At 55.7% G+C, this 25,971-nt stretch carries 21 protein-coding genes; 19 read left to right on the forward strand and 2 right to left on the reverse strand.

Features of this window, described 5'->3' with window-relative positions; translation table 11 throughout:
* The first annotated feature begins 19 nt into the window (after nt 1-19).
* The 8 genes from J3P86_RS07515 (at nt 20) to J3P86_RS07550 (ending at nt 9,748) form a co-directional block, all read left to right on the forward strand.
* Complete coding sequence (locus J3P86_RS07515; RefSeq protein ID WP_434699819.1) at nt 20-1,015, forward strand: Rieske 2Fe-2S domain-containing protein; 996 nt, start codon at nt 20-22, stop codon at nt 1,013-1,015.
* 83 nt (nt 1,016-1,098) lie between these two features.
* Entirely contained in the window at nt 1,099-1,443 is a 345-nt protein-coding gene (locus J3P86_RS07520) for an isochorismate lyase (protein ID WP_434699820.1), read from the forward strand.
* The gene (locus J3P86_RS07525; RefSeq protein WP_434699821.1) at nt 1,443-2,855 is read left to right on the forward strand and encodes an isochorismate synthase; all 1,413 of its coding nucleotides are present in this window, start codon (nt 1,443-1,445) and stop codon (nt 2,853-2,855) included. The genes J3P86_RS07520 and J3P86_RS07525 overlap by 1 nt, the downstream gene beginning before the upstream one ends.
* Before the next feature lie 62 nt (nt 2,856-2,917).
* Nucleotides 2,918-3,760 (forward strand): metal-dependent hydrolase, encoded by an 843-nt coding sequence (locus tag J3P86_RS07530; protein ID WP_434625253.1) that lies wholly within the window; start codon nt 2,918-2,920, stop codon nt 3,758-3,760.
* A 112-nt stretch (nt 3,761-3,872) separates the two neighbouring features.
* Nucleotides 3,873-5,687: a non-ribosomal peptide synthetase gene (locus tag J3P86_RS07535; protein ID WP_434699822.1), complete on the forward strand. Its 1,815-nt coding sequence runs from the start codon at nt 3,873-3,875 to the stop codon at nt 5,685-5,687.
* A 4-nt stretch (nt 5,688-5,691) separates the two neighbouring features.
* Complete coding sequence (locus J3P86_RS07540) at nt 5,692-6,873, forward strand: beta-ketoacyl synthase N-terminal-like domain-containing protein (protein WP_434625249.1); 1,182 nt, start codon at nt 5,692-5,694, stop codon at nt 6,871-6,873.
* Between the two features lie 41 nt (nt 6,874-6,914).
* Nucleotides 6,915-8,165 carry a hypothetical protein gene (locus tag J3P86_RS07545; protein ID WP_434625247.1) on the forward strand — a complete coding sequence of 417 codons (1,251 nt, stop codon included), beginning with the start codon at nt 6,915-6,917 and terminating at the stop codon, nt 8,163-8,165.
* Complete coding sequence (locus tag J3P86_RS07550; RefSeq protein WP_434625245.1) at nt 8,162-9,748, forward strand: (2,3-dihydroxybenzoyl)adenylate synthase; 1,587 nt, start codon at nt 8,162-8,164, stop codon at nt 9,746-9,748. The genes J3P86_RS07545 and J3P86_RS07550 overlap by 4 nt, the downstream gene beginning before the upstream one ends.
* A 125-nt stretch (nt 9,749-9,873) precedes the next feature.
* Here J3P86_RS07550 and gltA read toward each other — a convergent pair whose 3' ends face one another.
* Nucleotides 9,874-11,163 carry a citrate synthase gene (gltA, locus tag J3P86_RS07555; protein WP_092400176.1) on the reverse strand — a complete coding sequence of 430 codons (1,290 nt, stop codon included), beginning with the start codon at nt 11,161-11,163 and terminating at the stop codon, nt 9,874-9,876.
* Between the two features lie 364 nt (nt 11,164-11,527).
* On the opposite strand from gltA, the gene sdhC reads away from it, so the two are divergent.
* From sdhC to J3P86_RS07610, 11 genes are all read left to right on the forward strand, one after another.
* Nucleotides 11,528-11,902 carry a succinate dehydrogenase, cytochrome b556 subunit gene (gene sdhC / locus J3P86_RS07560; RefSeq protein ID WP_053182236.1) on the forward strand — a complete coding sequence of 125 codons (375 nt, stop codon included), beginning with the start codon at nt 11,528-11,530 and terminating at the stop codon, nt 11,900-11,902.
* Nucleotides 11,896-12,264, forward strand: coding sequence for a succinate dehydrogenase, hydrophobic membrane anchor protein (gene sdhD / locus J3P86_RS07565; RefSeq protein WP_053182233.1), 369 nt, complete (start codon nt 11,896-11,898; stop codon nt 12,262-12,264). Before sdhC ends, sdhD begins: the two co-directional genes overlap by 7 nt.
* 3 nt (nt 12,265-12,267) lie before the next feature.
* Entirely contained in the window at nt 12,268-14,040 is a 1,773-nt protein-coding gene (gene sdhA / locus J3P86_RS07570) for a succinate dehydrogenase flavoprotein subunit (RefSeq protein WP_434625242.1), read from the forward strand.
* Nucleotides 14,041-14,051: 11 nt separating this feature from the next.
* Nucleotides 14,052-14,756, forward strand: coding sequence for a succinate dehydrogenase iron-sulfur subunit (locus tag J3P86_RS07575; RefSeq protein WP_039594133.1), 705 nt, complete (start codon nt 14,052-14,054; stop codon nt 14,754-14,756).
* Between the two features lie 262 nt (nt 14,757-15,018).
* On the forward strand, nt 15,019-17,850 hold the full coding sequence (locus J3P86_RS07580; RefSeq protein WP_434625240.1) for a 2-oxoglutarate dehydrogenase E1 component: 2,832 nt from the start codon (nt 15,019-15,021) through the stop codon (nt 17,848-17,850).
* A gap of 44 nt (nt 17,851-17,894) precedes the next feature.
* Nucleotides 17,895-19,118 (forward strand): 2-oxoglutarate dehydrogenase complex dihydrolipoyllysine-residue succinyltransferase, encoded by a 1,224-nt coding sequence (odhB, locus tag J3P86_RS07585; RefSeq protein WP_305496107.1) that lies wholly within the window; start codon nt 17,895-17,897, stop codon nt 19,116-19,118.
* A 111-nt stretch (nt 19,119-19,229) separates the two neighbouring features.
* Nucleotides 19,230-20,666 (forward strand): dihydrolipoyl dehydrogenase, encoded by a 1,437-nt coding sequence (gene lpdA, locus J3P86_RS07590; RefSeq protein ID WP_434569407.1) that lies wholly within the window; start codon nt 19,230-19,232, stop codon nt 20,664-20,666.
* Nucleotides 20,667-20,862: 196 nt separating this feature from the next.
* A complete protein-coding gene (gene sucC, locus J3P86_RS07595; RefSeq protein ID WP_305496105.1) occupies nt 20,863-22,029 on the forward strand; it encodes an ADP-forming succinate--CoA ligase subunit beta in 1,167 nt (388 codons plus the stop codon).
* Nucleotides 22,029-22,913 (forward strand): succinate--CoA ligase subunit alpha, encoded by an 885-nt coding sequence (gene sucD / locus J3P86_RS07600; RefSeq protein ID WP_305496104.1) that lies wholly within the window; start codon nt 22,029-22,031, stop codon nt 22,911-22,913. Before sucC ends, sucD begins: the two co-directional genes overlap by 1 nt.
* Before the next feature lie 398 nt (nt 22,914-23,311).
* The gene (gene brnQ, locus J3P86_RS07605; RefSeq protein ID WP_305496103.1) at nt 23,312-24,625 is read left to right on the forward strand and encodes a branched-chain amino acid transport system II carrier protein; all 1,314 of its coding nucleotides are present in this window, start codon (nt 23,312-23,314) and stop codon (nt 24,623-24,625) included.
* A 232-nt stretch (nt 24,626-24,857) separates the two neighbouring features.
* Complete coding sequence (locus J3P86_RS07610; RefSeq protein ID WP_434603187.1) at nt 24,858-25,595, forward strand: DUF599 domain-containing protein; 738 nt, start codon at nt 24,858-24,860, stop codon at nt 25,593-25,595.
* Nucleotides 25,596-25,667: 72 nt separating this feature from the next.
* Here J3P86_RS07610 and J3P86_RS07615 read toward each other — a convergent pair whose 3' ends face one another.
* Entirely contained in the window at nt 25,668-25,919 is a 252-nt protein-coding gene (locus J3P86_RS07615) for a hypothetical protein (protein ID WP_030138335.1), read from the reverse strand.
* Nucleotides 25,920-25,971: the final 52 nt, after the last annotated feature.

Consider the following 25,971-nt stretch of genomic DNA (forward strand, 5'->3'; position numbering starts at 1 on the left):
TGCATTAACGGGGTTTTTCATGGACTCGCAAAATCAAATTCACCCGGTGACTAATCGGTTTCCATTTGGCTCGTATCCCTGCGGCTGGTATGCCGTAGCATGGGCTGACGATATTGATAATGAAACTATCCGAAGTGTGCGGCTCTGTGGCAAAGACATTGTTGTCGTTAGGACTGCTTCAGGGGAAGTTGCGGTATATGATGCCCATTGCCCTCATCTAGGCGCACACTTGGGGTTTGGTGGGGTGGTCATCGGTGAAAATATCCGGTGCCCGTTTCATGGCTGGGAGTTTGGTAGCGGTGGGCAGTGTAGCCGTATTCCATTCTATGACGGTACCATGAAAGTTGGCTTGAAACGGTGGCACTCGATTATTCACGCAGGCATGCTCCAAGTCTGGTACGGCGGCACGCAAAGTGAGCCTGGTTGGAATGTGGACCCAGTGGATTCTGTTGGATGGACCTCGCCGCGACTGGATAAGGGAAGTGTCTGGTCATTGAAGACGCACGTCCAAGAGGTGGCGGAAAATGGAGTGGATGTTGCTCACTTTACAACGGTACATAATGCGGAATCCATTGGCGAGTTAAGAGAGCTCTCATTCACTTGGCCACGTGCTAGTTGGACATCAATCAGCTCCAGTGATATCGGTGGGAAGTCTTCGGTGGCGCACGCCAACGTCGTATTGGATGGGTTGGGGTTGCATAAAGTTGAAGTCAATGTGGATGGTGGGAAGATAAGGTTTAGGAGTTTTCTCTACGTTTCCCCGATAGACAATGAGAACGTTGTAATCCGCATGAGCGTTTCCGTAAAACACACGGGCGACCCTCGTAAAGATGCGATGCTGATTAAATACCTTACCCCTCGATTAGCTGGTGAGTTGGCCAAGGATTTCGATATTTGGGAGAACAAAAAGTATATAGAACGCCCTCCATTAAGTCGCGTTGATGGTCCGATTGCCAAGTTTCGCCAATGGTGCCAGGGGTTTTACGACGGAAGTGCGGCATTTCAAGGTTGGTAGTGTCTGAGTACTATGGCATTTATGCTAAATCCTATCTGTTTTGTGTATTTCTTCCTGCTTTGTAGTAATGCGATGAGGCGCTCATGATGATGACGGTCGATAAAATATTTAGAGAACTTACCGCCAAACAACCGGATGAGTGTGAAAATCTCGCAGATATCCGTAGGGCGATTGACGGCTTGGATGAACACATTATCCGTGCGATGGGACAACGTATGTTATATGTCCGGTCCGCGTCTCGTTTCAAACCCTCTGAATCTAGTATCCCAGCGCCTGCGCGTGTGGCAGAAATGCTTCCTCAGCGTCGGAAATGGGCAGAAGAGGCGGGGTTGGATGGTGATTTTGTACAAGGTCTGTTTAGCCAGATTATCAATTGGTATATCGCTGAGCAGGTTGGTTATTGGCGACAACAACGAGGCCTCGCATAATGAGTATTCTCGATGTGGATTACACAGGGCTTTATCTATGTATTGAAGAGGCTCATAAAAAAGCGCTTGAAACGGCAAGCCCTGTGCTCGCGGCTTTTTCTTGTGTTGTCGCAACGGTGGATCCGCTGTCGCTGTTGGAAAGAGCTCAGGGCTACCACGATTCCTACGCGTTTTGGAAGGCTAGAGACCCGGCGGTCTGCATGTTTGGCTGGGGTACGGAGGTTGAAATCAACGTCCAAGGCGAAACACGTTTTTCCGAGGTGCAGGCACTCTGGCGTTCGCTTCTTGAGCACTCGGTATGCCGGGGACCTTTAGGGCCTAGGTTGGTTGGCGGATTTCGATTTGATGTGGATGGTGACAAGGATCCGTGTTGGAGGGACTTCCCCGACGCCTGCATGAGTTTGTACAAAACGCTGGTTGTCCATGCGCCAGATCGGGATTGGCTGCTTTGCCACTGCTATGTCGATCCAGATGCGGATGTGGCTTTGTTGGTGGCTAGCTACAAAAAACACATCGAACTTTTATGCGGGCGCGAAAAGAAACTGGCGCACGGATCGTCCAACTTTGCGTTGTACGAACCGGCGAACGCTGGTCAATGGAAGTCAAAAGCCAGACTGGCTGTCGAGAAAATACAGTGCCAGGCATTTACCAAAGTCGTGCTGGCCCGGTCCGTCCAGCAGGTACATGACGAGCCCATCAATCCCGGCGCTTTGGTGAGAGCTTTAAGCAGCAATAGCCAAGCGCATCTGTTCGCTTTTAGCCGGGGTGATAGTTGCTTTGTTGGAGCAACGCCTGAGCGTCTGGCTTGTGTCCTCGACGGAAATCTTCACACCCATGCATTGGCGGGAACCACTCGCCGGGATGAGGACGCTGCAATAGACCGGCGCTTAGGGGAGATGCTTTTTGAGTCGAACAAGGAGCGGCACGAGCATGCCCTTGTCGTCGAGGCGATTCGTGAGGCGCTGACGCCGTTGGTATCCGAGCTGGAAATCTCCCAAGAGCCGACTTTGCACTGCCTTCCCAAAGTCCAGCATCTCAATACCGCCATTCGTGCTCAAGTCAAAGGGGAGGTTAGCTTACTCAATATAGTCGCGGCTATGCATCCAACGCCTGCGGTTGCCGGCCATTCACGCCAGGCGGCGCTTGATTATATTCGCAAGCACGAAGAACTGGATCGAGGTTGGTACGCTGCTCCTCTTGGTTGGCTTGATGCCGACGGGAATGGAGATTTTATTGTAGGGCTCAGATCCGCACTAATATCAGGCGTTAATTGTAGGCTCTTTGCGGGATGCGGCATTGTCAGCGACTCGGACCCAGAACAAGAATATCAAGAAACATGTCTGAAATTATCCGGTCTGCAACAGGCGCTAATTGATAGCGCTCGACCTATTGCAAGTCTGATGCTGGCTTGACTAGGAATTACTCTGGCCGTCTCAGCTGCTCCAAATATCGATTGCGGCTATGCGAGGGATAAATGGATAGAAATAAAAGTTCTCGTGATGTTGATCTGGATATGGTATCCCGGCGGTACGAGTTCTGTTTGGAAAGGGACCTGAGTGCGAACTGGAACCAGGATGACCAATTTAAAACAATTTTGGCCAACGCGCTTTCCATTCCATTGCCCAGTGGTGAAAAGCTATTCATAAAATCAGTCAGGTATTTTCTTGAACAATTAAGTGATCCGCAGTTGAAGAGGGTGGTCGGTGTTTTTTTTAAACAAGAGTCGGCTCACACCAAAGAGCATATTGCCTATAATCGTTTGATTGCAGAACATCGAGGCTACGATCTGGAGCGGTTAGAAGCTCCCTATAAAAAACACAATGAATATATTTCGGAGCACGCTTCGCCAGTTTCGTTGTTAGCCACTACAGTGTGCATGGAACACCTGACGGCCGTTACATCGCACTTGGTAATTACTGATGAGCGTTGCCTCGGCCGTGCGAAAGGAGCAGTGAAAGACTTTTGGTTATGGCATTCGTTGGAGGAGATTGAACATAAAGCAGTTGCCTTTGATGTTTATATGAACGTATGTGGCGATAAAGCCCTGCTTAATCAGACGATGGATTTTACCGTCGGCCAGCTGTGCAAAAACCTAACGTACACAATTTGCCAGATGTACATGATGGAAGGTGGGAAACCTCGAGTCATCAAGGAATGGTTGGAGAAAACGGAGTTTTTGAATGCTGGCGACGGGTTGTTGAAAGGTATGATGAAATACATAGAAGATTTTTATCGTGACGATTTTCACCCGTGGGATCACGATAATAGTCATCTGATTGCCTCGGTCGTCAATCATCTTGACAATGCGCTAGCGTGATTTTTTGCAACAGGCACGAGTGGCTTTTAGAATCGATAAAGGTGAGCGCTGATTTATAGTTAACGTCGGTGAGTTCGTTAACTTAATCCGGCTGCAGAGGAGCGTGGTTATTATGGAAAAATGTTTAAGTTTTTATTTAAGCGCTCAGGCTGAGCGGACTCCGTATGCCCCGGCACTGACCGGCGATAAAGGTTCGTACGATTATTTTACACTAGAACAAGATGTCCGCGCACTTGCGGAAATCTTGACAGAAATGACGCCGGAGAAACAGAGAAGAATAGGTGTGTATCTGGATGATAAGTTTGATGTCTTCATCGCGATGCTGGCCATATTTAGAGCGGACTTGGTATATGTTCCTATTGATGTGACGCTTCCTTTTGAACGTTGTCGATATATGATCAACGACAGTGATCTGGCTTTTGTGATCACCGATCCTGTTCACGCTTCTGCGTTGATGCAAGAGGGCGTACGCACACTGTTCATGAATACACCAAGGCAGGGGGAAAGTGATTCTACACTGCGACGGCAGAAGCGACCACGAGGCATAGAGAGTGCCGACCCCGATAGAATTGCCTATGTTTTGTACACGTCTGGGTCAACGGGGATGCCCAAGGGTGTGGAAATGCCGCACAAGTCGATAGCCAATCTGATTGACGACCAGTTGGAAAATGATGCTTTGTTTAGACGGCCCCTGCGTACGCTGCAATTTGCATCACCTGGATTTGATGTCTCTTGCCAAGAGGTACTTTCATGTCTCGCGGTCGGTGGTGAGTTGGTCATTGCTCCTGACGATATTAGAGCCGATACATCGAAGCTGTTCGAGTTCATTCGTGTCCACGAACTGGAAAGAGCATTTCTCCCTTACTCTGTATTGCAGACCTTAGCGATAGAGTATGAACGTCAGGAGGCGAAAGGTCCTGGCGCCTTTATACACATGATCACCGCTGGCGAACAGTTGCTAATGACCAAAGAAATCATCAAATGGTTAAGTCGATTGGACTGCCGCTTGATCAATCATTATGGTCCGACAGAAACGCATGTGGTTACCACGTATAGTAATAATGCTCCATTTGATCGCTGGCCTTATCACGTTCCCATTGGCAAAGCGATTGGCAATGTGCAGACGTACATTCTAAATGAGTTACTTCAGCCATGCGCGATGGGGGAGGACGGTGAGCTATGTGTGGGCGGAGCATGCCTGTCAAAGGGGTATATTAATTCGGCTGCCGGTAGCCATGATAAGTATATTGAAATATTAACCCCCTCCGGGAAGGCGCAACGTGTTTATAGAACCGGGGATATTGCTCAAGTCAATGAGGCCGGTGAGATTATTTACAAAGGGCGTCGAGACACACAGATAAAGTTGAACGGATATCGTGTCGAGTTGGGTGAGGTCGAGGCTGGCTTAAAGAGCATTCCGGAGGTCAAAGAGGCCGTTGCTGTCGTCAGGCAGCTGGGTGAGAGCTCCGTTGAGAAAGTTTTAATCGGGCTCGTCGTGTTAACGGGTAGGGCGTGGGAGGGGCCGCTCGAAATCGATGAAGTGGACGCGACCTACTTTTCCGGTTTTATCGGAAAACTGCCTGCTTTTATGCAGCCCAAACAGATGTATGCAATCAACAAAATTCCTGTGACGAGCAACGGTAAGCTGGATCGAAGGGCAATTGAGGCGCTGCTTGATGCTCGGATCAACTCGACGTCGCTTGGATTCAACGAAAACGAGGCTGTCGTTGCGAAGTTGTTTTCAAAGCTCTTAGGTATTTCTGTAACCAGCCTTGAAACAGATTTTTTTGAAAAAGGTGGCAACTCACTGTTGGCCGTTCGATTTGTCAAGGCGTTAGAGGACCAGTGTGGCGTTAGGATTAATTTAAGTAGTTTTTTGTTGAGGCCTAACGTTAAAAATACAGCCTCTTTAATTAAGGTCGGATGAGATCATGAAAAGCAAAGTTGTGGTGGTGGGGCTGGGTGTGAGTACGTCTGTTGGTCAGGGGGTTAATGAAAATTGGCAGGCGATGGTGAGCGGTGGGTCAAATTTTAAACATTCAAAGCGGCTATGCGGGAAAAGTATACGAACTTCTTTCGCGGCAGTCGATGATCGCTTCGAAGAAGAATTAAATCCTCGGGTAGTTATAGAAACGTATATTAAGGAGGTTGTTGCGGAAGCCTGCATTGATGCCGGCGGTGGTACGTTTGATCGCATGTATTATTCGCTTCCTAATGGCATGTATTATTGGCATGAGCGTCTCGCGGATCGAACGGCAAGCCCCCAATCGGTACGCAATGCTTTTGAGACGTTTTCTTCTGAGGAGGAATTGTCTGCGTTTTTTTTTGAAACGTATGGCCTTGCTCAGTATCCGGCAATCATCGCAACCGCATGCGCATCCTCTGCAAGCGCAATTCAGTTGGGTTACGAAGCAATTGTCCGCGGGAATGCCAAAAGGGTCTTAGTTGCAGCCGCGGACAGCTCGATTTATGACGAAACCGTTACTAAGTTTAATAACCTGTCGGCGTTGTCAACACGTAATGATTCGCCGAGTACGGCATGTCGCCCTTTTAGTCAAAGTCGTGACGGGTTTGTAATTGGTGAAGGGGGTGGGTGTATCGTGCTTGAAAGGGAAGATATAGCCAAGAAACGAAACGCGAGAATCTACGCTTATCTCAGCGGCTGCGGAAATACCACGGATAACGTTCATCGGACCAAAGGTGATCCGCAAGGGGCCGGTATCAAGAACTGCATGCTCAAAGCGATTGAAGATGCCGGACTGACTCCCTCGGCGATCAGTTGCGTGAATGCGCACGGTACGAGTACACCCGAGAATGATCGGATGGAAACCAAGATTATTGGGGAGTTGTTGGGAAAAGAAACATTAGTGACGTCAGTTAAGTCGTTGATCGGTCATACCATTCATGCCGCCGGCGTGATTGAGGCGGTGGTGTCGGTTTTAAGTTTGAAGCATCAGGTCGTAACACCAACGCTAAACTATGATGGTGGCATGGCGGATCACGGTGTCACGATTGTTGATGCCAATCACCACCATGCTCATATTGAAAGTGTCATTTCTAACTCATTCGGCTTTGGTGGGCAGAATGTATCGGTCGTCTTTACGCGAGCCTGAAGCATCAGGCGGGTAGATATTTTTGATGCAAGGGAGGCGAGATGATTGTTGCAGGGAAAAATGAGGTGCCAGCGCTATTATTGAATGGTGTTGATGTAATGCTTGAATCTTGGGCGGATTATATAATTGTGTATCCGCACACCTTGGATAAGGAGCGCTTCGTTACGAGTCTTCAGGCTGCGCTTGATATTAATCCCTATTTTTCCGGAAGGAAATATTCCAAGGATGGTGTTCAAACGTTTGTCACTGGTGGAAATGAAGGTGTGTTGCTGGAGACCCAACAGTTCAACGTTGAGTTACCATCGCGCTTCTACGAGAACGACTACCACGGGTATGACCTGCTCTGTGGGAAGGACTTCAGGGCAGGGCATAGGCTTTCACGCTCAAGCTTCAAGCACCCCCTGTTCCAGATAAAACTATCTGAATTTGAGGGGGCGAGCGTTTTGGGTTTGAGTGTCTGGCACTCGTTGTCGGATGGCTCCACCTTCTTTAATTTCATCCGGCTCCTGTCACGTTTGTACATGGGGCTCGAGACCGAAAGCCATACACCGGATTTTGCTCGTATCGGCAAGGGAAGGGGGGCAGATGTCACTTCGTTGCTTGTTGATGTATGGGATACACCTACCGGCCCGGAAAAATCTCCCCTCTTTTCGGAGGCCACTTTCGTTTTGAATGAAGCGTCAGTGGCTCGAATCGTAGGCGGCTTCGACTGCGTTGGTTTTATGCGTTACGACTACATCATAGCGGACGCATGGAAGTACATCAGTGCAGGTTTGGCTTTGGACGTTGATGATACTGTGTCACTCTATCCAGTGTATGACGCAAGGCAACTTACCACGGTGGGACCAAACTATGTTGGGAATTTATTATGTTACCCTTCTATCCACCTGTCGACGTCAGACATTGCCACTATTAAGTTGGATATGCTGTCCTCGTTGATACGCGAAGGGGCTTTTGATCTCGTCGTTAAGGGTGACGAATTGCTTGAAGAGATTCAGGAGATTGCGTGTTTTTCTCAGCGGAGCGCTAAAGGCCGTTATTTGCTTAAGCCGCTTTATGACAGTATGTACGGCTCGGGGCTGTTATTTAATAACCTGATGGCCATGCCTTATAAGGAATTTGATTTTGGTGGTGGCCCGTCTCACATTGACTTGCCTCTTTCGGACCCTATTCGATTTGTTCAAATATATCCGTCGGTCGCTAATCCGGGGTGTTTGGTTGTTAAGGTAAATTTGCCAGAGGCCGAGTTGATTTTATTCAGTGAGGCATACACGAAAGGACTACAAGAATGAAGTCGAGCACGCCTGAAATCATATTCGATGATTATTTCAAGAAGGGGGTGCTACCTAAGGCCGATCTATTTTCATCGCTCGTTGATTGGGCTGATGAGTTTGGCGAACGTGTTGCGTTGAAGGATGAGTTTCGGCAACTGTCTTATCGGCAGTTGCTTGAGGAAGCATCAGGATTTGCCCGCTTACTCTCATCTCGTGGTTTGCAGCGTGACGATCGGGTGCTTGTTCAGTTACCTAACTGTGTCAATTTTTTTATCGTACTGTTCGCTGTTATTCGTGTGGGGGCCTTGCCGGTTCTGGTACTGCCGGGGCATCGGTCGCATGAGATCAGGGGCGTGCATAAGGTCGCTGACGCTCGTTTCTATATAGCGCAACGCGAGCATGATCACTTCAGCTATGAAAGCATTGCGACGATGCTGATCGGTGAGGGGCTGGATAAAAATAGTGTTGTCTTTTTCGATGATCTCGGCTTTTCAAGGGCGATCGATGAGCACGAAGAAGATGCCTTTGTTCCTCCTGCACCTGATGATATTGCCTTGTTGTTGTTGTCGGGAGGCACTACGAATACACCAAAGCTAATTCCTAGGACTCATGCCGATTATGTGTTCAATTTCACCCACATGGCCACCGAGTGCCTGCTTGACACTTCTTCTCGTTATTTGTGTGCAGTGCCGGTGGCTCATAACTTCGCGCTTGGCTGCCCGGGCGTTCTGGGCATCATGGCCATGGGCGGATTTGCTTACCTCTTGGCGCGCCCCGATATCCTGGTTTTTTCTGAAATAGTCTCTCAGGAGCGGATCACCGTTACGGCGCTGGTGCCTGCTTTGGCTGAGCTGCTTGTTGAGTATATGGAGTTGGGCGTCGAGGCGTTCTCCAGCCTCACACTGATCCAGGTCGGTGCGGCGAAGTTTTCCGAAGCGTCAGCCCAGAAGATACGGTCTTTTTTGAATTGTGAGCTCCAGCATATTTATGGGATGGCGGAAGGGCTGCTCTGTTTCAACCGTCGTTTTGATCCGGTGTCACTCAAGATCAGCACCCAGGGACGGCCGTTGAGCGCCGTCGATCTTCTGCGCGTTGTTGATGAACACGGTCAGGATTTGCCACAAGGTGGGGTGGGAGAGCTGTATGTCAGAGGCCCCTACACGATTCGGGGATATTTCAATAATGCAGAAGCCAACCGTGAGGGGTTCGACTCGGAAGGTTTTTATAAGACTGGAGACTTGGTTCGGCTTGATGAGGGTGGCAATGTGATAGTGCTGGGCAGAGTCAAAGAGCAGATCAATCGAGCGGGAGAAAAGTACTCGCCCGCAGATACCGAAGGAGTATTGCTCGCGTGGGACAGAATCGATGCTTGTTCCGTAGTTGGGGTGGAGCGCATAGCGGAGGGTGACCGGGTTATATTTTTTATCCAGCCTCGTGGGCAGACCCTCAGTAGGGAAGAGGTTTGTCGCTACCTTGAGGTCCAGGGCGTCGCAGGCTACAAATATCCCGATGAGGTCATCATGGTCAGTGCCCTACCGCTTACGGCTGTTGGCAAAATTGATAAGAAGAAGCTGGCCGCGCAGTACGCGTCGATGGCGTGAGCTCGTCGTGTTTATCGTAGCGGTAGCGATTGCTGGACTGAAACGAACTAATATCGTGACCGCATAAAAAACCTGCCACAAAGGGCAGGTTTTTTTGTAGCTATCGGCGCTTCGATTGTGTGCGGTTACTTGCGGTCTTCCAACCGGGTAATGTCACGCGACTCGTAGCCGGTGTACAACTGGCGTGGGCGGCCGATCTTGTACGGGCTGGAGAGCATTTCCTTCCAGTGGGAGATCCAGCCCACGGTCCGCGCCAGGGCGAAGATCACGGTGAACATGCTGGTTGGAATGCCGATCGCCTTGAGGATGATCCCCGAGTAGAAGTCGACGTTCGGGTAGAGCGAGCGCTCGATGAAGTACGGGTCGGTCAGGGCGATCTCCTCCAGGCGCATGGCCAGTTCGAGTTGCGGATCGTTCTTGATTCCCAGTTCCTTGAGCACTTCGTCGCAGGTCTGCTTCATCACGGTGGCGCGTGGGTCGCGGTTCTTGTAGACCCGATGACCGAAGCCCATCAGCTTGAATGGATCGTTCTTGTCCTTGGCCTTGGCGATGAACTTGTCGATGTTCGAGACATCGCCGATTTCATCGAGCATGGTCAGTACCGCTTCGTTGGCACCGCCGTGGGCCGGGCCCCAGAGTGCAGCGATACCGGCGGCGATACAGGCGAACGGGTTGGCACCCGACGAACCGGCCAGGCGCACGGTGGACGTGGAGGCGTTCTGCTCGTGGTCGGCATGGAGGATGAAGATCCGGTCCATGGCCTTGGCGAGCACCGGGCTGATCGGTTTGATCTCGCACGGGGTGTTGAACATCATATGCAGGAAGTTCTCTGCATAGGTCAGGTCGTTGCGCGGATACATCATGGGCTGGCCCATGGAGTACTTGTAGACCATGGCTGCCAGGGTCGGCATCTTCGCCACCAGGCGGATCGCGGAGATTTCGCGATGCTGGGGGTTATTGATGTCCAGGGAGTCGTGGTAGAAGGCCGAAAGGGCGCCGACAACGCCGCACATGACGGCCATCGGGTGGGCATCGCGACGGAAACCGTTGAAGAAGGTCTTCAACTGTTCATGAACCATGGTGTGGTTCTTCACGGTACTGACGAACTGGGCCTTTTGCTCTGCGGTTGGCAGCTCGCCGTTGAGCAGCAGGTAGCAGGTTTCCAAGTAGTCCGATTTTTCAGCCAGTTGCTCGATCGGGTAGCCGCGGTGCAGCAGGATGCCGTTGTCGCCGTCGATATAGGTGATTTTCGACTCGCACGAGGCGGTCGACATGAAACCTGGGTCAAAGGTGAAACGGCCCGTGGCCGTCAGGCCCCGTACGTCGATTACATCGGGACCAACGGTGCCGGTTAAAATGGGCAGCTCGACGGGGGCTGCGCCCTCGATGATCAACTGCGCTTTTTTGTCAGCCATGTGGCCTCCTATTAATGCTTGGAATCATCAGACAGACCCCCCACGCAGGGCCCGCACCACTATAGTGAGATAAATCCGAATGTCAATTTGCCTAAAGTCTTGCTCCAGAAGGCTTTAAGCGGACTTTTTCCGCGAAATTACCTGCCGTTTACGCCTTTTGCCGCGCTTGTGCAATGCGCTATTAGGGGAAGGTGAACGCGTTGTCATTAGTAGCCTAACTGTCTATACTCGGCCACCGACCGCCAGGGGCTTTTGGGCCTGCTTTCTTGGGGGTCGTCACTCCCTGGGTGGTGAGTACCTGACCAGTGCGCGCCCCAACAACTTTGCCCTGATTGTTAGGGGCTCTTCAGTGTGAAAAAAAGCCGTGAAAAGCCAACGACCTGTAAACCTAGACCTTAGAACCATCAAAATCCCCATTACAGCCGTCACGTCGTTCACTCATCGTGTATCCGGCATCATTCTGTTTCTTGGCCTTGTGATCATGCTTTATGCATTGAGCAAGTCGCTGGAGTCCGCCGAAGGGTTTGCCGAGGTGAAGGCGTACATGACCAGCCCCTTGGCCAAGTTCATAGCTTGGGCCCTGCTTTCGGCGTTGCTCTATCACATGGTGGCCGGCGTGCGCCATCTGATGATGGACATGGGCATCGGCGAGACGCTAGAGGGTGGCAAGCTGGGCTCGAAGATAATTATTGCCGTATCCGCGGTACTGATCGTTTTGGCAGGAGTATGGATATGGTAACTAATGTCACGAACCTCTCGCGTTCGGGTCTGTACGACTGGATGGCTCAGCGGGTGTCTGCGGTCGTTCTCGCGGCTTATTTCATCTTCCTGATTGGATATCTCATTGCAAATCCTGGCATTGGCTACGACCAGTGGCACGCGCTGTTTGCAAATAACTGGATGCGTATTTTCAGCCTCCTGACTCTTGTTGCGCTAGGGGCTCACGCCTGGGTTGGGATGTGGACCGTCGCGACCGACTATCTAACGCCTATGGCGCTTGGCAAGTCTGCGACTGTAGTGCGTTTCCTCTTCCAGGCGGTATGCGGCGTTGCGATGTTCGCTTACTTCGTCTGGGGTGTGCAGATTCTCTGGGGTATCTGATTCATGGCTAACATTCCAACGATTTCTTTCGACGCCATCATCATTGGTGGTGGCGGTGCCGGCATGCGCGCAGCGCTGCAACTGGCACAGGGCGGTCACAAGACTGCCGTGATCACCAAGGTTTTCCCGACCCGTTCGCACACTGTTTCCGCCCAGGGTGGCATCACTTGCGCCATCGCTTCGGCCGACCCGAACGATGACTGGCGCTGGCACATGTACGATACCGTCAAGGGTTCCGACTACATCGGTGACCAGGACGCTATCGAATACATGTGTCAGGAAGGCCCGGCTGCTGTTTACGAGCTGGACCACATGGGCATGCCGTTCTCGCGTACCGAACAGGGCCGTATCTACCAGCGTCCGTTCGGCGGCCAGTCCAAGGACTACGGCAAGGGCGGCCAGGCTGCACGCACTTGCGCTGCGTCCGACCGTACCGGTCACGCACTGCTGCACACCCTTTATCAGGGCAACCTGAAAGCCGGTACCGTGTTTCTGAACGAGTACTACGCTGTCGACCTGGTGAAGAACCAGGACGGCGCCTTCGTCGGCGTGATCGCGATCTGCATCGAAACTGGCGAAACCACCTACATCCGCGCCAAGGCCACCGTGCTGGCGACCGGCGGTGCGGGCCGTATCTACGCGTCCACCACCAACGCCCTGATCAACACCGGTGACGGCGTCGGCATGGCCCTGCGTGCCGGCGTGCCGGTGCAGGACATCGAGATGTGGCAGTTCCACCCGACCGGCATCGCCGGCGCTGGTGTACTGGTCACCGAAGGCTGCCGTGGTGAAGGTGGTTACCTGATCAACAAGCACGGCGAGCGTTTCATGGAGCGTTATGCTCCGAACGCCAAGGACCTTGCCGGTCGTGACGTCGTGGCTCGTTCGATGGTTAAAGAGATCATTGCCGGTAACGGCTGTGGCCCGAACGGCGACCACGTGATGCTCAAGCTCGACCACCTCGGCGAAGAAGTGCTGCACAGCCGCTTGCCAGGTATCTGCGAACTGTCCAAGACCTTCGCTCACGTCGATCCAGTCGTTGCGCCGGTTCCAGTGGTTCCAACCTGCCACTATATGATGGGCGGCGTTGCCACCAACATTCATGGCCAGGCAATCACCCAAAGCGCCGAAGGCGTGGACGAAATCATCCCTGGCCTGTTCGCAGTGGGTGAAGTGGCGTGCGTATCGGTGCACGGTGCCAACCGCCTGGGTGGCAACTCGCTGCTCGACCTGGTGGTATTCGGCCGCGCTGCCGGTCTGCACCTGGAAAAAGCGCTGACCGACGGTATCGAATACCGCGACGCCAGCGACACCGACATCGACGTGGCCCTCAAGCGTCTGGCCGGTCTCAACGAGCGTACCGAAGGCGAAGACGTCGCCACCCTGCGTCGCGAGCTGCAAAGCTGCATGCAGAACTACTTCGGTGTGTTCCGTACCGGCGAATACATGCAGAAGGGTATTGCCCAGCTGGCGCAATTGCGTGAACGAATCGCCAACGTGAAGATCAACGATAAGTCGCAGGCGTTCAACACTGCCCGTATCGAAGCGCTGGAACTGCAGAACCTGCTGGAAGTGGCCGAAGCCACCGCCATCGCGGCTGAAGTGCGTAAAGAGTCCCGTGGTGCCCATGCCCGCGAAGACTTCGAAGACCGTGACGACGAAAACTGGCTGTGCCACACCTTGTACTTCCCGGGTGAAAAACGCGTCGCCAAGCGTGCCGTGAACTTCTCGCCGAAGACTGTTCCGACTTTCGAACCTAAAGTCCGGACTTATTAAGGGTGACCGCTATGTTGCAAGTCAGTGTGTATCGCTACAACCCTGATCAGGACGCCGCGCCGTTCATGCAGGACTTCCAGGTCGATACCGGTGGTAAAGACCTGATGGTGCTGGACGTGCTGGCCTTGATCAAAGAGCAGGACGAAGGTTTTTCCTATCGTCGCTCGTGCCGCGAGGGCGTTTGCGGCTCCGACGGCATGAACATCAACGGCAAGAACGGCCTGGCCTGCATCACGCCGCTGTCGGCGGTGGTCAAGGGCAACAAGCTGATCGTTCGGCCGCTGCCAGGTCTGCCGGTCATCCGTGACCTGGTCGTCGATATGAGCATCTTCTACAAGCAATACGAGAAGGTGAAGCCATTCCTGCAGAACGACACGCCGGCTCCGGCCATCGAGCGTCTGCAGTCTCCTGAAGAGCGTGAAAAGCTCGACGGTCTGTACGAGTGCATCCTGTGCGCCTGCTGCTCGACCTCGTGCCCATCGTTCTGGTGGAACCCGGACAAATTCCTGGGCCCGGCCGCCCTGCTGCAAGCGTATCGCTTCCTGGCAGACAGCCGTGACACCAAGACGTCCGAGCGTCTGGCCGCACTGGATGACCCGTTCAGCGTATTCCGCTGCCGCGGGATCATGAACTGCGTCAACGTCTGCCCGAAAGGCCTGAACCCGACTAAGGCCATCGGTCACGTACGTAACATGCTGCTGCAAAACGGCGTGTGATTCAGCTGCTGTACCCGTAGAACCGCTGTACCCGTAAAGGCGAGGGCGTGGGCTTCAACCCACGTCCTGGCTATAACCAGAGCAGCCACTCACAAAGCGGCCGTTCTTATTTTGAAGAAATGAGACAAGCAGGGGCATCCGGGCTGGTACCCGGACTATCAGCGTGATCCTAAGTGGCTTGTTTTAGTCGCTGCACTCGGACTTCTGCAAGTTTGCTCGGTGTTTTCGCCGGTGGTGTTCCCCTAATCGAGGGTGACCAAGCATGCAAGAAAGCGTGATGCAGCGCATGTGGAACAGTGCCCACCTCTCCGGTGGTAACGCTGCCTATGTGGAAGAGCTCTACGAGCTCTACCTGCACGACCCTAACGCTGTGCCAGAAGAATGGCGCACCTACTTTCAGAAGTTGCCGGCTGACGGTAACTCTGCCACCGATGTTTCGCACTCGACGATTCGCGATCATTTCGTGCTGCTGGCAAAGAACCAGCGCCGCGCCCAACCGGTGTCTGCCGGCAGCGTGAGCTCCGAGCATGAGAAGAAGCAAGTTGAAGTACTGCGACTGATCCAGGCCTACCGGATGCGCGGCCACCAGGCAGCCCAGCTGGACCCGCTGGGGCTGTGGCAGCGTCCTGCACCTGCAGACCTGTCGATCACTCATTACGGCTTGACCAATGCCGATCTTGATACGACCTTCCGTGCCGGCGACCTGTTCATCGGCAAAGAGGAAGCGAGCCTACGCGAAATTCACGAAGCGTTGCAGCAGACATATTGCCGCACCATCGGCGCTGAATTCACGCACATCACCGATTCCGAGCAGCGCCAGTGGTTCCAGCAGCGTCTGGAAAGCGTTCGTGGCCGTCCGACGTACTCCGCCGACATCAAGAGCCACTTGCTCGAGCGCGTCACCGCCGGTGAAGGTCTGGAGAAATACCTGGGTACCAAATACCCGGGCACCAAACGTTTCGGCCTGGAAGGCGGCGAAAGCCTGATTCCGATGCTCGACGAGCTGATCCAGCGTTCCGGCTCCTACGGTACCAAGGAAGTCGTCATCGGCATGGCCCACCGTGGTCGCCTGAACGTACTGGTCAATACCTTCGGCAAGAACCCGCGCGAGCTGTTCGACGAGTTCGAAGGCAAGAAGAAGGTCGAGCTGGGTTCCGGTGACGTGAAATACCACCAGGGCTTCTCGTCCAACGTGATGACCACCGGTGGCGAAGTCCACCTGGCCATGGCCTTCAACCCGTCCCACCTGGAAATCGTTTCCCCGGTGGTCGAGGGTTCGGTCCGTGCCCGCCAGGATCGTCGCAACGACCCGACCGGTGAAAAGGTCCTGCCGATTTCCATCCACGGTGACGCGGCATTCGCCGGTCAGGGCGTGGTCATGGAAACCTTCCAGATGTCGCAGACCCGCGGCTTCAAGACTGGCGGTACGGTTCACATCGTCATCAACAACCAGGTCGGTTTCACCATCAGCAACCCGCTGGACTCGCGTTCCACCGAGTACGCTACCGACGTCGCGAAAATGATCCAGGCGCCGATTCTCCATGTGAATGGTGATGACCCGGAAGCCGTGCTGTTCGTGACCCAGCTGGCCATCGACTACCGCATGCAGTACAAGCGCGACGTGGTGATCGACCTGGTCTGCTACCGTCGTCGCGGCCACAACGAGGCCGACGAGCCAAGCGGTACCCAGCCACTGATGTACCAGCAGATCGCCAAGCAGCGCACCACCCGCGAGCTGTACGCCGATCGCCTGACCCAGAGCGGTGTTCTGGATGCCGCACGTATCCAGGAAAAAGTCGATGAATATCGCAACGCCCTGGATAACGGCCTGCACGTTGTAAAAAGCCTGGTCAAGGAACCGAACAAGGAACTGTTCGTGGACTGGCGTCCTTACCTGGGTCACGCCTGGACCGCGCGTCACGACACGCGCTTCGACCTCAAGACCTTGCAGGAACTGTCGGCCAAGCTGCTGGAAATCCCGGAAGGCTTCGTGGTCCAGCGCCAGGTTGCGAAGATCTACGAAGACCGCCAGAAGATGCAAGCCGGCGGCCTGCCGATCAACTGGGGTTACGCCGAAACCATGGCGTACGCGACCCTGGCGTTCGAAGGTCACCCGATTCGCATCACCGGCCAGGACGTAGGCCGCGGTACTTTCTCGCACCGCCACGCGGCGCTGCACAACCAGAAAGACGCCAGCACCTACATCCCGCTGCAACACCTGTACAAAGGCCAGCCACGTTTCGACCTGTACGATTCGCTGCTGTCCGAGGAAGCCGTCCTGGCGTTCGAATATGGCTATTCCACCACCGAGCCGAATGCGCTGGTGATCTGGGAAGCCCAGTTCGGCGACTTCGCCAACGGTGCCCAGGTGGTGGTCGACCAGTTCATCACCAGCGGCGAGCACAAGTGGGGTCGTCTCTGCGGCCTGACCATGCTGCTGCCACACGGTTATGAAGGGCAGGGGCCGGAGCACTCTTCGGCACGTCTGGAGCGTTACCTGCAATTGTGCGCCGAGCACAACGTCCAGGTTTGCGTACCGACGACCCCGGCGCAGATCTACCACCTGCTGCGTCGCCAGGTCATCCGTCCGCTGCGCAAGCCGCTGATCGTGCTGACGCCCAAGTCGCTGTTGCGGCACAAGCTGGCGATTTCCACGCTCGAAGACCTGGCCGAAGGCTCCTTCCAGACCGTTATCTCGGAAATCGACACCCTGGACGCGGCAAAGGTGACTCGCCTGATCCTGTGCAGCGGCAAGGTCTACTACGATCTGCTGGAAAAACGTCGTGCCGAAGGCCGCGAAGACATTGCCATCGTGCGTATCGAGCAGCTCTACCCGTTCCCGGAAGACGACCTGATGGAGGCCATCGCGCCTTACACCAACCTCACCCACGTGGTGTGGTGTCAGGAAGAACCGATGAACCAGGGCGCGTGGTACAGCAGCCAGCATCACCTGCGTCGCAGCATCGGCAACCATAACAAGGCCCTGGGCCTGGAGTACGCCGGTCGTGACGCTTCTGCCGCCCCTGCGTGTGGTTATGCGTCGATGCACGCCGAGCAGCAGGAAAAACTGCTGCAAGATGCCTTCACTGTTTAACGCCTTCGTGCTGACTGAAACCGAATTTTAAGGACCCACAGATAATGGCTATCGAAATCAAAGCCCCGTCATTCCCGGAATCGGTTGCCGATGGCACCGTTGCCACCTGGCACAAGAAACCAGGCGAGGCCGTCAAGCGTGACGACCTGATCGTCGACATCGAGACCGACAAGGTCGTGCTGGAAGTATTGGCCGAAGCCGACGGCGTGCTGGGCGCAATCATTGCCGAAGAGGGCGCCACCGTTCTGTCGAACCAGGTCCTGGGCTCGATCGAAGAGGGCGGCGCTGCCGCCGCCGCTCCAGCCGCTGCTGCTGCACCGGCTGCCGCTCAGGCCGCTGCTCCTGCTGCATCGGGCGAAGACGATCCAGTCGCTGCCCCTGCTGCTCGCAAGCTGGCTGAAGAGAACGGTATCAACATCGCTTCCGTTGCCGGCACCGGCAAGGGTGGTCGCGTGACCAAGGAAGACGTGGTTGCAGCTGTTGCCGCCAAGAAAGCCGCACCGGCCGCAGCACCAGCCAAGCCTGCCGCGCCTGCCGCTTCCGCACCAGTGTTCGCTGCCGGCGACCGCGTGGAAAAGCGCGTACCGATGACCCGCCTGCGTGCCAAGGTTGCCGAGCGTCTGGTCGAAGCCCAGTCGAACATGGCGATGCTGACCACTTTCAACGAAGTCGACATGACCGAAGTCATGGCCCTGCGTTCGAAGTACAAGGATCTGTTCGAGAAGTCCCACAACGGCGTACGCCTGGGCTTCATGTCGTTCTTCGTCAAGGCTGCCACCGAAGCGCTGAAACGCTTCCCGGCCGTCAACGCGTCGATCGACGGTTCCGACATCGTCTACCACGGCTACGCCGACATCGGTGTCGCGGTCTCCAGCGACCGTGGCCTGGTGGTTCCGGTACTGCGCAACGCCGAACTGATGAGCCTGGCCGAAATCGAAGGCGGCATCGCCACCTTCGGCAAGAAGGCCCGTGACGGCAAGCTGTCCATCGAAGAGATGACCGGCGGTACGTTCACCATCACCAACGGTGGTACATTCGGTTCGATGATGTCGACCCCGATCGTCAACCCGCCACAAGCGGCTATCCTCGGCATGCACAACATTCTGCAGCGTCCGATGGCGATCAATGGTCAAGTCGTGATTCGTCCGATGATGTACCTGGCACTGTCCTACGATCACCGCCTGATCGACGGCAAAGAAGCCGTGACGTTCCTGGTCACCATCAAGAACCTGCTTGAAGATCCGGCTCGTCTGCTGCTGGATATCTGATTTTCGCCGCGAGGGCCGGTCTGTTGACCGGCCTCTTGCTGAAACAACCGGTTTCGTCCCTCGACGGTCACCACAAGTGACCGTCCGGTTTGATTCGAAAAGGAATGACTCATGACTCAGAAATTCGACGTGGTAGTGATTGGTGCGGGCCCTGGCGGCTACGTAGCGGCCATCAAGGCTGCGCAACTGGGCCTTACCACTGCCTGCATCGAGAAATACACCGACAAGGAAGGCAAGCAAGCCTTGGGCGGTACTTGCCTGAACGTCGGTTGCATTCCTTCCAAGGCGCTGCTGGACAGCTCTTGGAAATACAAGGAAGCGAAAGAAAGCTTCAACGTTCACGGTATCTCTACCGGTGAAGTGAAAATGGACGTCGCCGCGATGGTTGGCCGCAAGGCCGGCATCGTCAAGAACCTGACCAGCGGTGTTGCCACCCTGTTCAAGGCCAACGGCGTGACTTCCATCGAAGGCCACGGCAAGCTGCTGCTGGGCAAGAAAGTCGAAGTGACCAAGCCAGACGGCTCGGTTGAAGTGATCGAAGCCGAAAACGTCATCCTGGCGCCAGGCTCGCGTCCGATCGACATCCCGCCGGCTCCGGTCGACCAGAACGTCATCGTCGACTCCACCGGTGCCCTGGAATTCCAGACCGTGCCAAAACGCCTGGGCGTGATCGGCGCTGGCGTGATCGGCCTGGAACTGGGTTCGGTATGGTCGCGCCTGGGCGCTGAAGTGACCGTGCTCGAAGCCCTCGACACCTTCCTGATGGCCGCCGACACCGCGGTTTCCAAGGAAGCGCTGAAGACCCTGACCAAGCAAGGCCTGGACATCAAGCTGGGCGCTCGCGTGACCGGCTCCAAGGTCAACGGCGAAGAAGTCGTGGTCAACTACACCGACGCCAACGGCGAACAGACCATCACGTTCGACAAGCTGATCGTAGCGGTCGGTCGTCGTCCGGTGACCACTGACCTGCTGGCCGCCGATTGCGGCGTGGAAATCGACGAGCGCGGCTTCATCGCGGTCGATGACCATTGCGCAACCGCCGTACCGGGCGTCTTCGCCATCGGTGACGTGGTTCGCGGCATGATGCTGGCGCACAAGGCGTCCGAAGAAGGCATCATGGTTGTCGAGCGCATCAAGGGCCACAAGGCCCAGATGAACTACGACCTGATCCCATCGGTTATCTACACCCACCCGGAAATCGCATGGGTCGGTAAAACCGAGCAGGCCTTGAAAGCCGAAGGCGTTGAAGTTAACGTCGGCACCTTCCCGTTCGCCGCCAGCGGCCGCGCCATGGCAGCCAACGACACCGGCGGTTTCGTGAAAGTCATCGCCGACGCCAAGACCGACCGCGTATTGGGCGTTCACGTCATTGGCCCAAGCGCTGCCGAGCTGGTACAGCAAGGCGCGATCGGTATGGAATTCGGCACCAGCGCTGAAGACCTGGGCATGATGGTCTTCTCCCATCCGACCCTGTCCGAAGCCTTGCACGAAGCGGCCCTGGCCGTGAATGGCGGCGCCATCCACGTGGCCAACCGCAAGAAGCGTTAACGGATAATAAGAAACCACGGCGGTGCGGCCCGTCGCGAGCCTTGCGTGCAAGACTCACCGCGGAATGTCCGCTGGACGCAGTCTTGCGTAGCGGCACCGGTTAACCGGAACGCTACGCAAGCAGCAGTCACAGGTGGTGCGGCACCACAACGGTGCAGCACCGAATGCGCAGTACCTAACGAAGACGGTAATAAGCATGAATCTTCACGAGTATCAGGGTAAGCAGCTGTTCGCTGAGTACGGCCTGCCAGTATCCACCGGTTACGCGGTAGACACCCCGGAAGCGGCAGCAGAAGCTTGCGACAAGATCGGCGGCAGCGAATGGGTTGTCAAAGCCCAGGTTCACGCCGGTGGTCGCGGTAAAGCGGGCGGCGTCAAGCTGGTTCGCAGCAAAGAAGACGCCAAAGCCTTCGCGCAGCAGTGGCTGGGCAAGCGTCTGGTGACTTACCAGACTGACGCCAACGGTCAGCCAGTCACCAAGATCCTGGTTGAATCGTGCACTGATATCGCTAAAGAGCTGTACCTGGGCGCTGTCGTTGACCGTTCGAGCCGTCGTATCGTGTTCATGGCTTCCACCGAAGGTGGCGTGGACATCGAGAAAATCGCTCACGACACCCCTGAGAAAATCCTCAAGGCCACCATCGATCCACTGGTTGGCGCACAGCCATTCCAGGGTCGCGAGCTGGCTTTCCAGCTGGGCCTGGAAGGCAAGCAGGTTGCCCAGTTCGCCAAGATCTTCGTGGGTCTGGCCAAACTGTTCCAGGATCACGATCTGGCCCTGCTGGAAGTGAACCCGCTGGTGATCAAGGCCGACGGCGATCTGCACTGCCTCGATGCCAAGATCAACATCGACGCCAACGCCATGTACCGTCAGCCTAAGCTGAAGACTTTCCACGATCCGTCGCAGGACGATCCGCGCGAAGCGCACGCTGCCAAGTTCGAACTGAACTACGTAGCGCTGGAAGGCAACATCGGCTGCATGGTCAACGGTGCCGGCCTGGCCATGGGTACCATGGACATCGTCAACCTGCATGGCGGCAAGCCAGCCAACTTCCTCGACGTGGGCGGCGGTGCTACCAAGGAACGCGTTACCGAAGCGTTCAAGATCATCCTGTCCGACTCCAACGTCGCTGCAGTACTGGTCAACATCTTCGGCGGCATCGTTCGCTGCGACATGATTGCCGAAGGCATCATTGGCGCCGTGAAAGAAGTCGGCGTGAAAATCCCGGTTGTTGTGCGCCTTGAAGGCAACAACGCTGAACTGGGCGCTAAAGTACTGGCAGAAAGCGGTTTGAACATCATCGCTGCTACCAGCCTGACCGACGCTGCTCAACAAGTCGTCAAAGCTGCGGAGGGCAAATAATGAGCGTCCTGATCAACAAAGACACCAAGGTTATCTGCCAGGGCATTACCGGTTCGCAAGGTAGCTTCCACACCCAGCAAGCCATCGAATACGGCACCCAGATGGTCGGCGGTGTAACGCCGGGCAAAGGCGGCACCGAGCACCTGGGCCTGCCAGTGTTCAACACCGTGAAAGACGCTGTAGCTGCCACTGGCGCCACCGCCAGCGTGATCTACGTTCCAGCTCCTTTCTGCAAGGACTCCATCCTGGAAGCAGCATTCGGCGGCATCAAGCTGATCGTTTGCATCACCGAAGGCATTCCTACCCTGGACATGCTGGATGCCAAGGTCAAGTGCGACGAACTGGGTGTTACCCTGATCGGCCCTAACTGCCCAGGCGTGATCACTCCAGGCGAATGCAAGATCGGCATCATGCCAGGTCACATTCACTTGCCAGGCAAGGTCGGTATCGTTTCCCGTTCCGGCACCCTGACCTACGAAGCCGTGAAGCAGACCACTGACGCCGGTTTCGGTCAGTCCACTTGCGTCGGCATCGGCGGTGACCCGATCCCAGGCTCCAACTTCATCGACATCCTGAAGCTGTTCCAGGAAGACCCGAAGACCGAAGCGATCGTCATGATCGGTGAGATCGGCGGTTCCGCTGAAGAAGAAGCCGCTGCCTACATCAAGGCAAACGTGACCAAGCCGGTCGTTTCCTACATCGCTGGTGTGACTGCCCCTGCGGGCAAGCGCATGGGCCATGCGGGTGCAATCATCTCCGGCGGCAAAGGCACTGCGGACGAGAAGTTCGCTGCGCTGCAAGACGCAGGCGTGAAAACCGTGCGTTCGCTGGCAGACATCGGCAAGGCCCTGGCCGAGCTGACTGGCTGGGAAATGAAGAAGTAAGCTTCGGCTGACCCTTCGTTCCAGCAACAAAGGCCACCTTCGGGTGGCCTTTGTCGTTTCTGGGGCTGTGGTGCCAGTCAGGGCCTCATCGCGAGCAAGCTCGCTCCCACATTCGAGCGCATTTTCATTGTGGGAGCGAGCTTGCTCGCGATGACGAAATTACAGTCACCAACCATTTACATGCACAAACGCGACACAAGGTTGTCGCGCATCGGATAGTTCGCCCCTTCACAGTGCGTTTTATCGCTAAATTCGTTAGGCTAGCAGCCATTTTTGCGACCGCTGCCCACAAGGAAGCGACGCGCTAAACGGGTCGGTCTCATACGGATCGGCAGCATTTCCCTCACCCATAAGGGAAATCCCTCTCTAAATTCCGATTCAGTAGTGTGGTTTCCTTAATGAAAGTGTTGAAAGGCCAGGACATCCTGGCGCTTGGTTTCATGACATTTGCCCTGTTCGTCGGGGCCGGCAACATCATCTTTCCGCCTATCGTCGGTTTGCAGTCCGGGCCTCATGTCTGGATGGCGGCGCTGGGCTTTCTCATCACGGCGGTCGGGCTGCCGGTGATCACGGTCGTTGCGCTGGCCAAGGTCGGTGGCGCGATGGACGCCTTGAGCAGCCCCATCGGCAAGATCGCCGGTGGTTTGCTGGCAGCGGTGTGCTACCTGGCGGTCGGCCCGCTATTCGCCACCCCGCGAACCGCCACCGTATCGTTCGAAGTCGGCCTGGCACCGCTGACCGGCGAGAGCCCGTTGGCGTTGTTCCTGTACAGCGCGGTGTACTTTCTGGTGGTGTTCTTCATCTCGCTTTATCCGGGCCGCTTGCTGGACACCGTCGGGCGCTTTCTCGCGCCGCTGAAAATCATCGCCCTGGCGGTGCTGGGCATCGCCGCGTTTGCCTTGCCGGCGGGCGACATCGGCGTGGCGACTCCCGAATACGTGGCGGCGCCGTTTTCCCAAGGCTTCATCAATGGCTACCTGACCATGGATACCCTCGGTGCCTTGGTGTTCGGCATCGTCATCGTCAACGCCATCCGTTCCCGAGGGGTCGAGTCTCCGGCCTTGATCACCCGCTACGCCATCATCGCCGGGCTTATCGCCGGGGTGGGGCTGGCGCTGGTCTATGTCAGCCTGTTCCGCCTGGGTTCGGGCAGCCATGAAGTCGCCGCGGGCGCGACCAACGGCGCGGCCGTCCTGCATGCCTACGTGCAACATACCTTCGGCAGCCTGGGCAGCGGCTTCCTTGCGGTACTGATCTCCCTGGCGTGCCTGGTGACGGCGGTTGGCCTGACCTGCGCCTGCGCCGAGTACTTCAGCCGCGTCCTGCCGCTGTCCTACAAGACGCTGGTGATCATCCTGGCGGCGTTTTCGCTGCTGGTGTCCAACCTCGGGCTGACCAAGCTGATCGCTTTCTCGATTCCGGTCCTCACCGCGATCTATCCACCTTGCATCGCATTGGTCGCCCTGAGCTTCTGCAAAGACTTCTGGCATGAGCAGGGGCGGATCGTCGGCCCGGTCATGCTGGTGTCGTTCCTGTTCGGCTTGATCGACGCCCTCAAGGGCGCCGGGCTGGCGGATTGGCTGCCGACGCAGTTGGCCCACCTGCCGTTGAGCGACCAGGGCCTGGCCTGGCTGGTCCCTTCGGTCATGACCCTGGTGGTCGCGGTGGTCTGCGATCGACTGCTGGGCAAGCGCAGCGAAGCGTTGGCGTAAGCGGCTTCCAGCAGGCCCATCGGTAAAACGAAATGCCCCGTATCAATCGATGCGGGGCATTTTTTATTGGGACAGTGTCTTTTTCCGTGGACCTGTGGGAGCGAGCCTGCTCGCGAAAGCGCCCGAACTGCTGACATAGAAGCGAAAGTTATATCGTTATCGCGAGCAGGCTCGCTCCCACAGGGTTCGCTGATATTATTGCCGCAGGTTTTGTTTCATCACAGGGAACTGCATGTCATTCATCCAAGCCAACCTGATCCATCTGCTCGCCGCCGTCTGGTTCATCATCTGCTGGGCCGGCTATACCCGTTACGCCTCCTGGAAGGCCCGCGACACGGCGTGCCTGGCCAGCGTGATGCACCTGTACCGCGAAGACTGGATGCGTCGCATGCTGCTGCGCGACAACCGCATTGCCGATGCCAGCGTGATCGGCAACCTGGAGCGCAACGCGTCCTTCTTCGCCTCCAGCACGCTGATCATCCTGGCCGGTATCCTGACCGTGCTCGGGGCGTCTGACCGCGCGGTATCGCTGCTTGCGGACCTGCCGCTGGTACAACAGGCCTCCCAGGGCATGGCGGAAGTGAAGCTGCTGTGTCTTGCGCTGGTGTTCGTCTACGCGTTCTTCACGTTCAGCTGGTGCATGCGCCAATACAACTTCGCCGCGGTCCTGGTAGGTTCTGCGCCGATGATCGGCGAGCGGCATGTGTCCGAGCTGGAGCGCAAGGCCTTTGCTTCGAGGGCGGCGCGGGTCATTTCGATGGCGGCCAACCAGTTCAACTTCGGCTTGCGTGCCTATTATTTCGGCATGACCATGCTGGCATGGTTCGTCAGCCCCTGGCTGTTCATGCTGATGAGCGCCGGCGTGGTGTTTGTGTTGTATCAACGCGAGTTTCATTCGGATGTGCTGGACGTGATGGTCTACACGCCTACCGAAGCGCCGGTGCCCGAAACCGGCAAGGAAGCGGCTTGATCGCAGCTTTCTCGAATTGCAGGCAAAAGAAAACCCGCACCAGGCGGGTTTTCTTTTACCACTGAAACCGTATCAGTTGGTTTTAGGCGCGGTAGCAGGGGCTTGTTCCTGCTGGGCGGCACTGTTCGATTCAGACTGAGCTTTGGCAGCTTCGGCGTTTTCTTTCGCCGCGTCGTTCACTTTATCCTGTGCTTTGTTCATGTCTTGCTGAGCTTGTTCAGCGTGTTGGTTGGCATCTTGAGCCTTGTCCTCGGATTTTTTATCGCAGGCAGCGAGACCGAGGGAGGCGGCCAACATCAAGGCAATAGCAAAAGTCTTACGCATGGGGTGTTTCTCCTTATGGATATAACTACTGGCCTTTTGAGCGCGCCCCCTC

It is taken from the genome of Pseudomonas sp. D1-1, assembly GCF_051132225.1.
Classification (GTDB): domain Bacteria; phylum Pseudomonadota; class Gammaproteobacteria; order Pseudomonadales; family Pseudomonadaceae; genus Aquipseudomonas.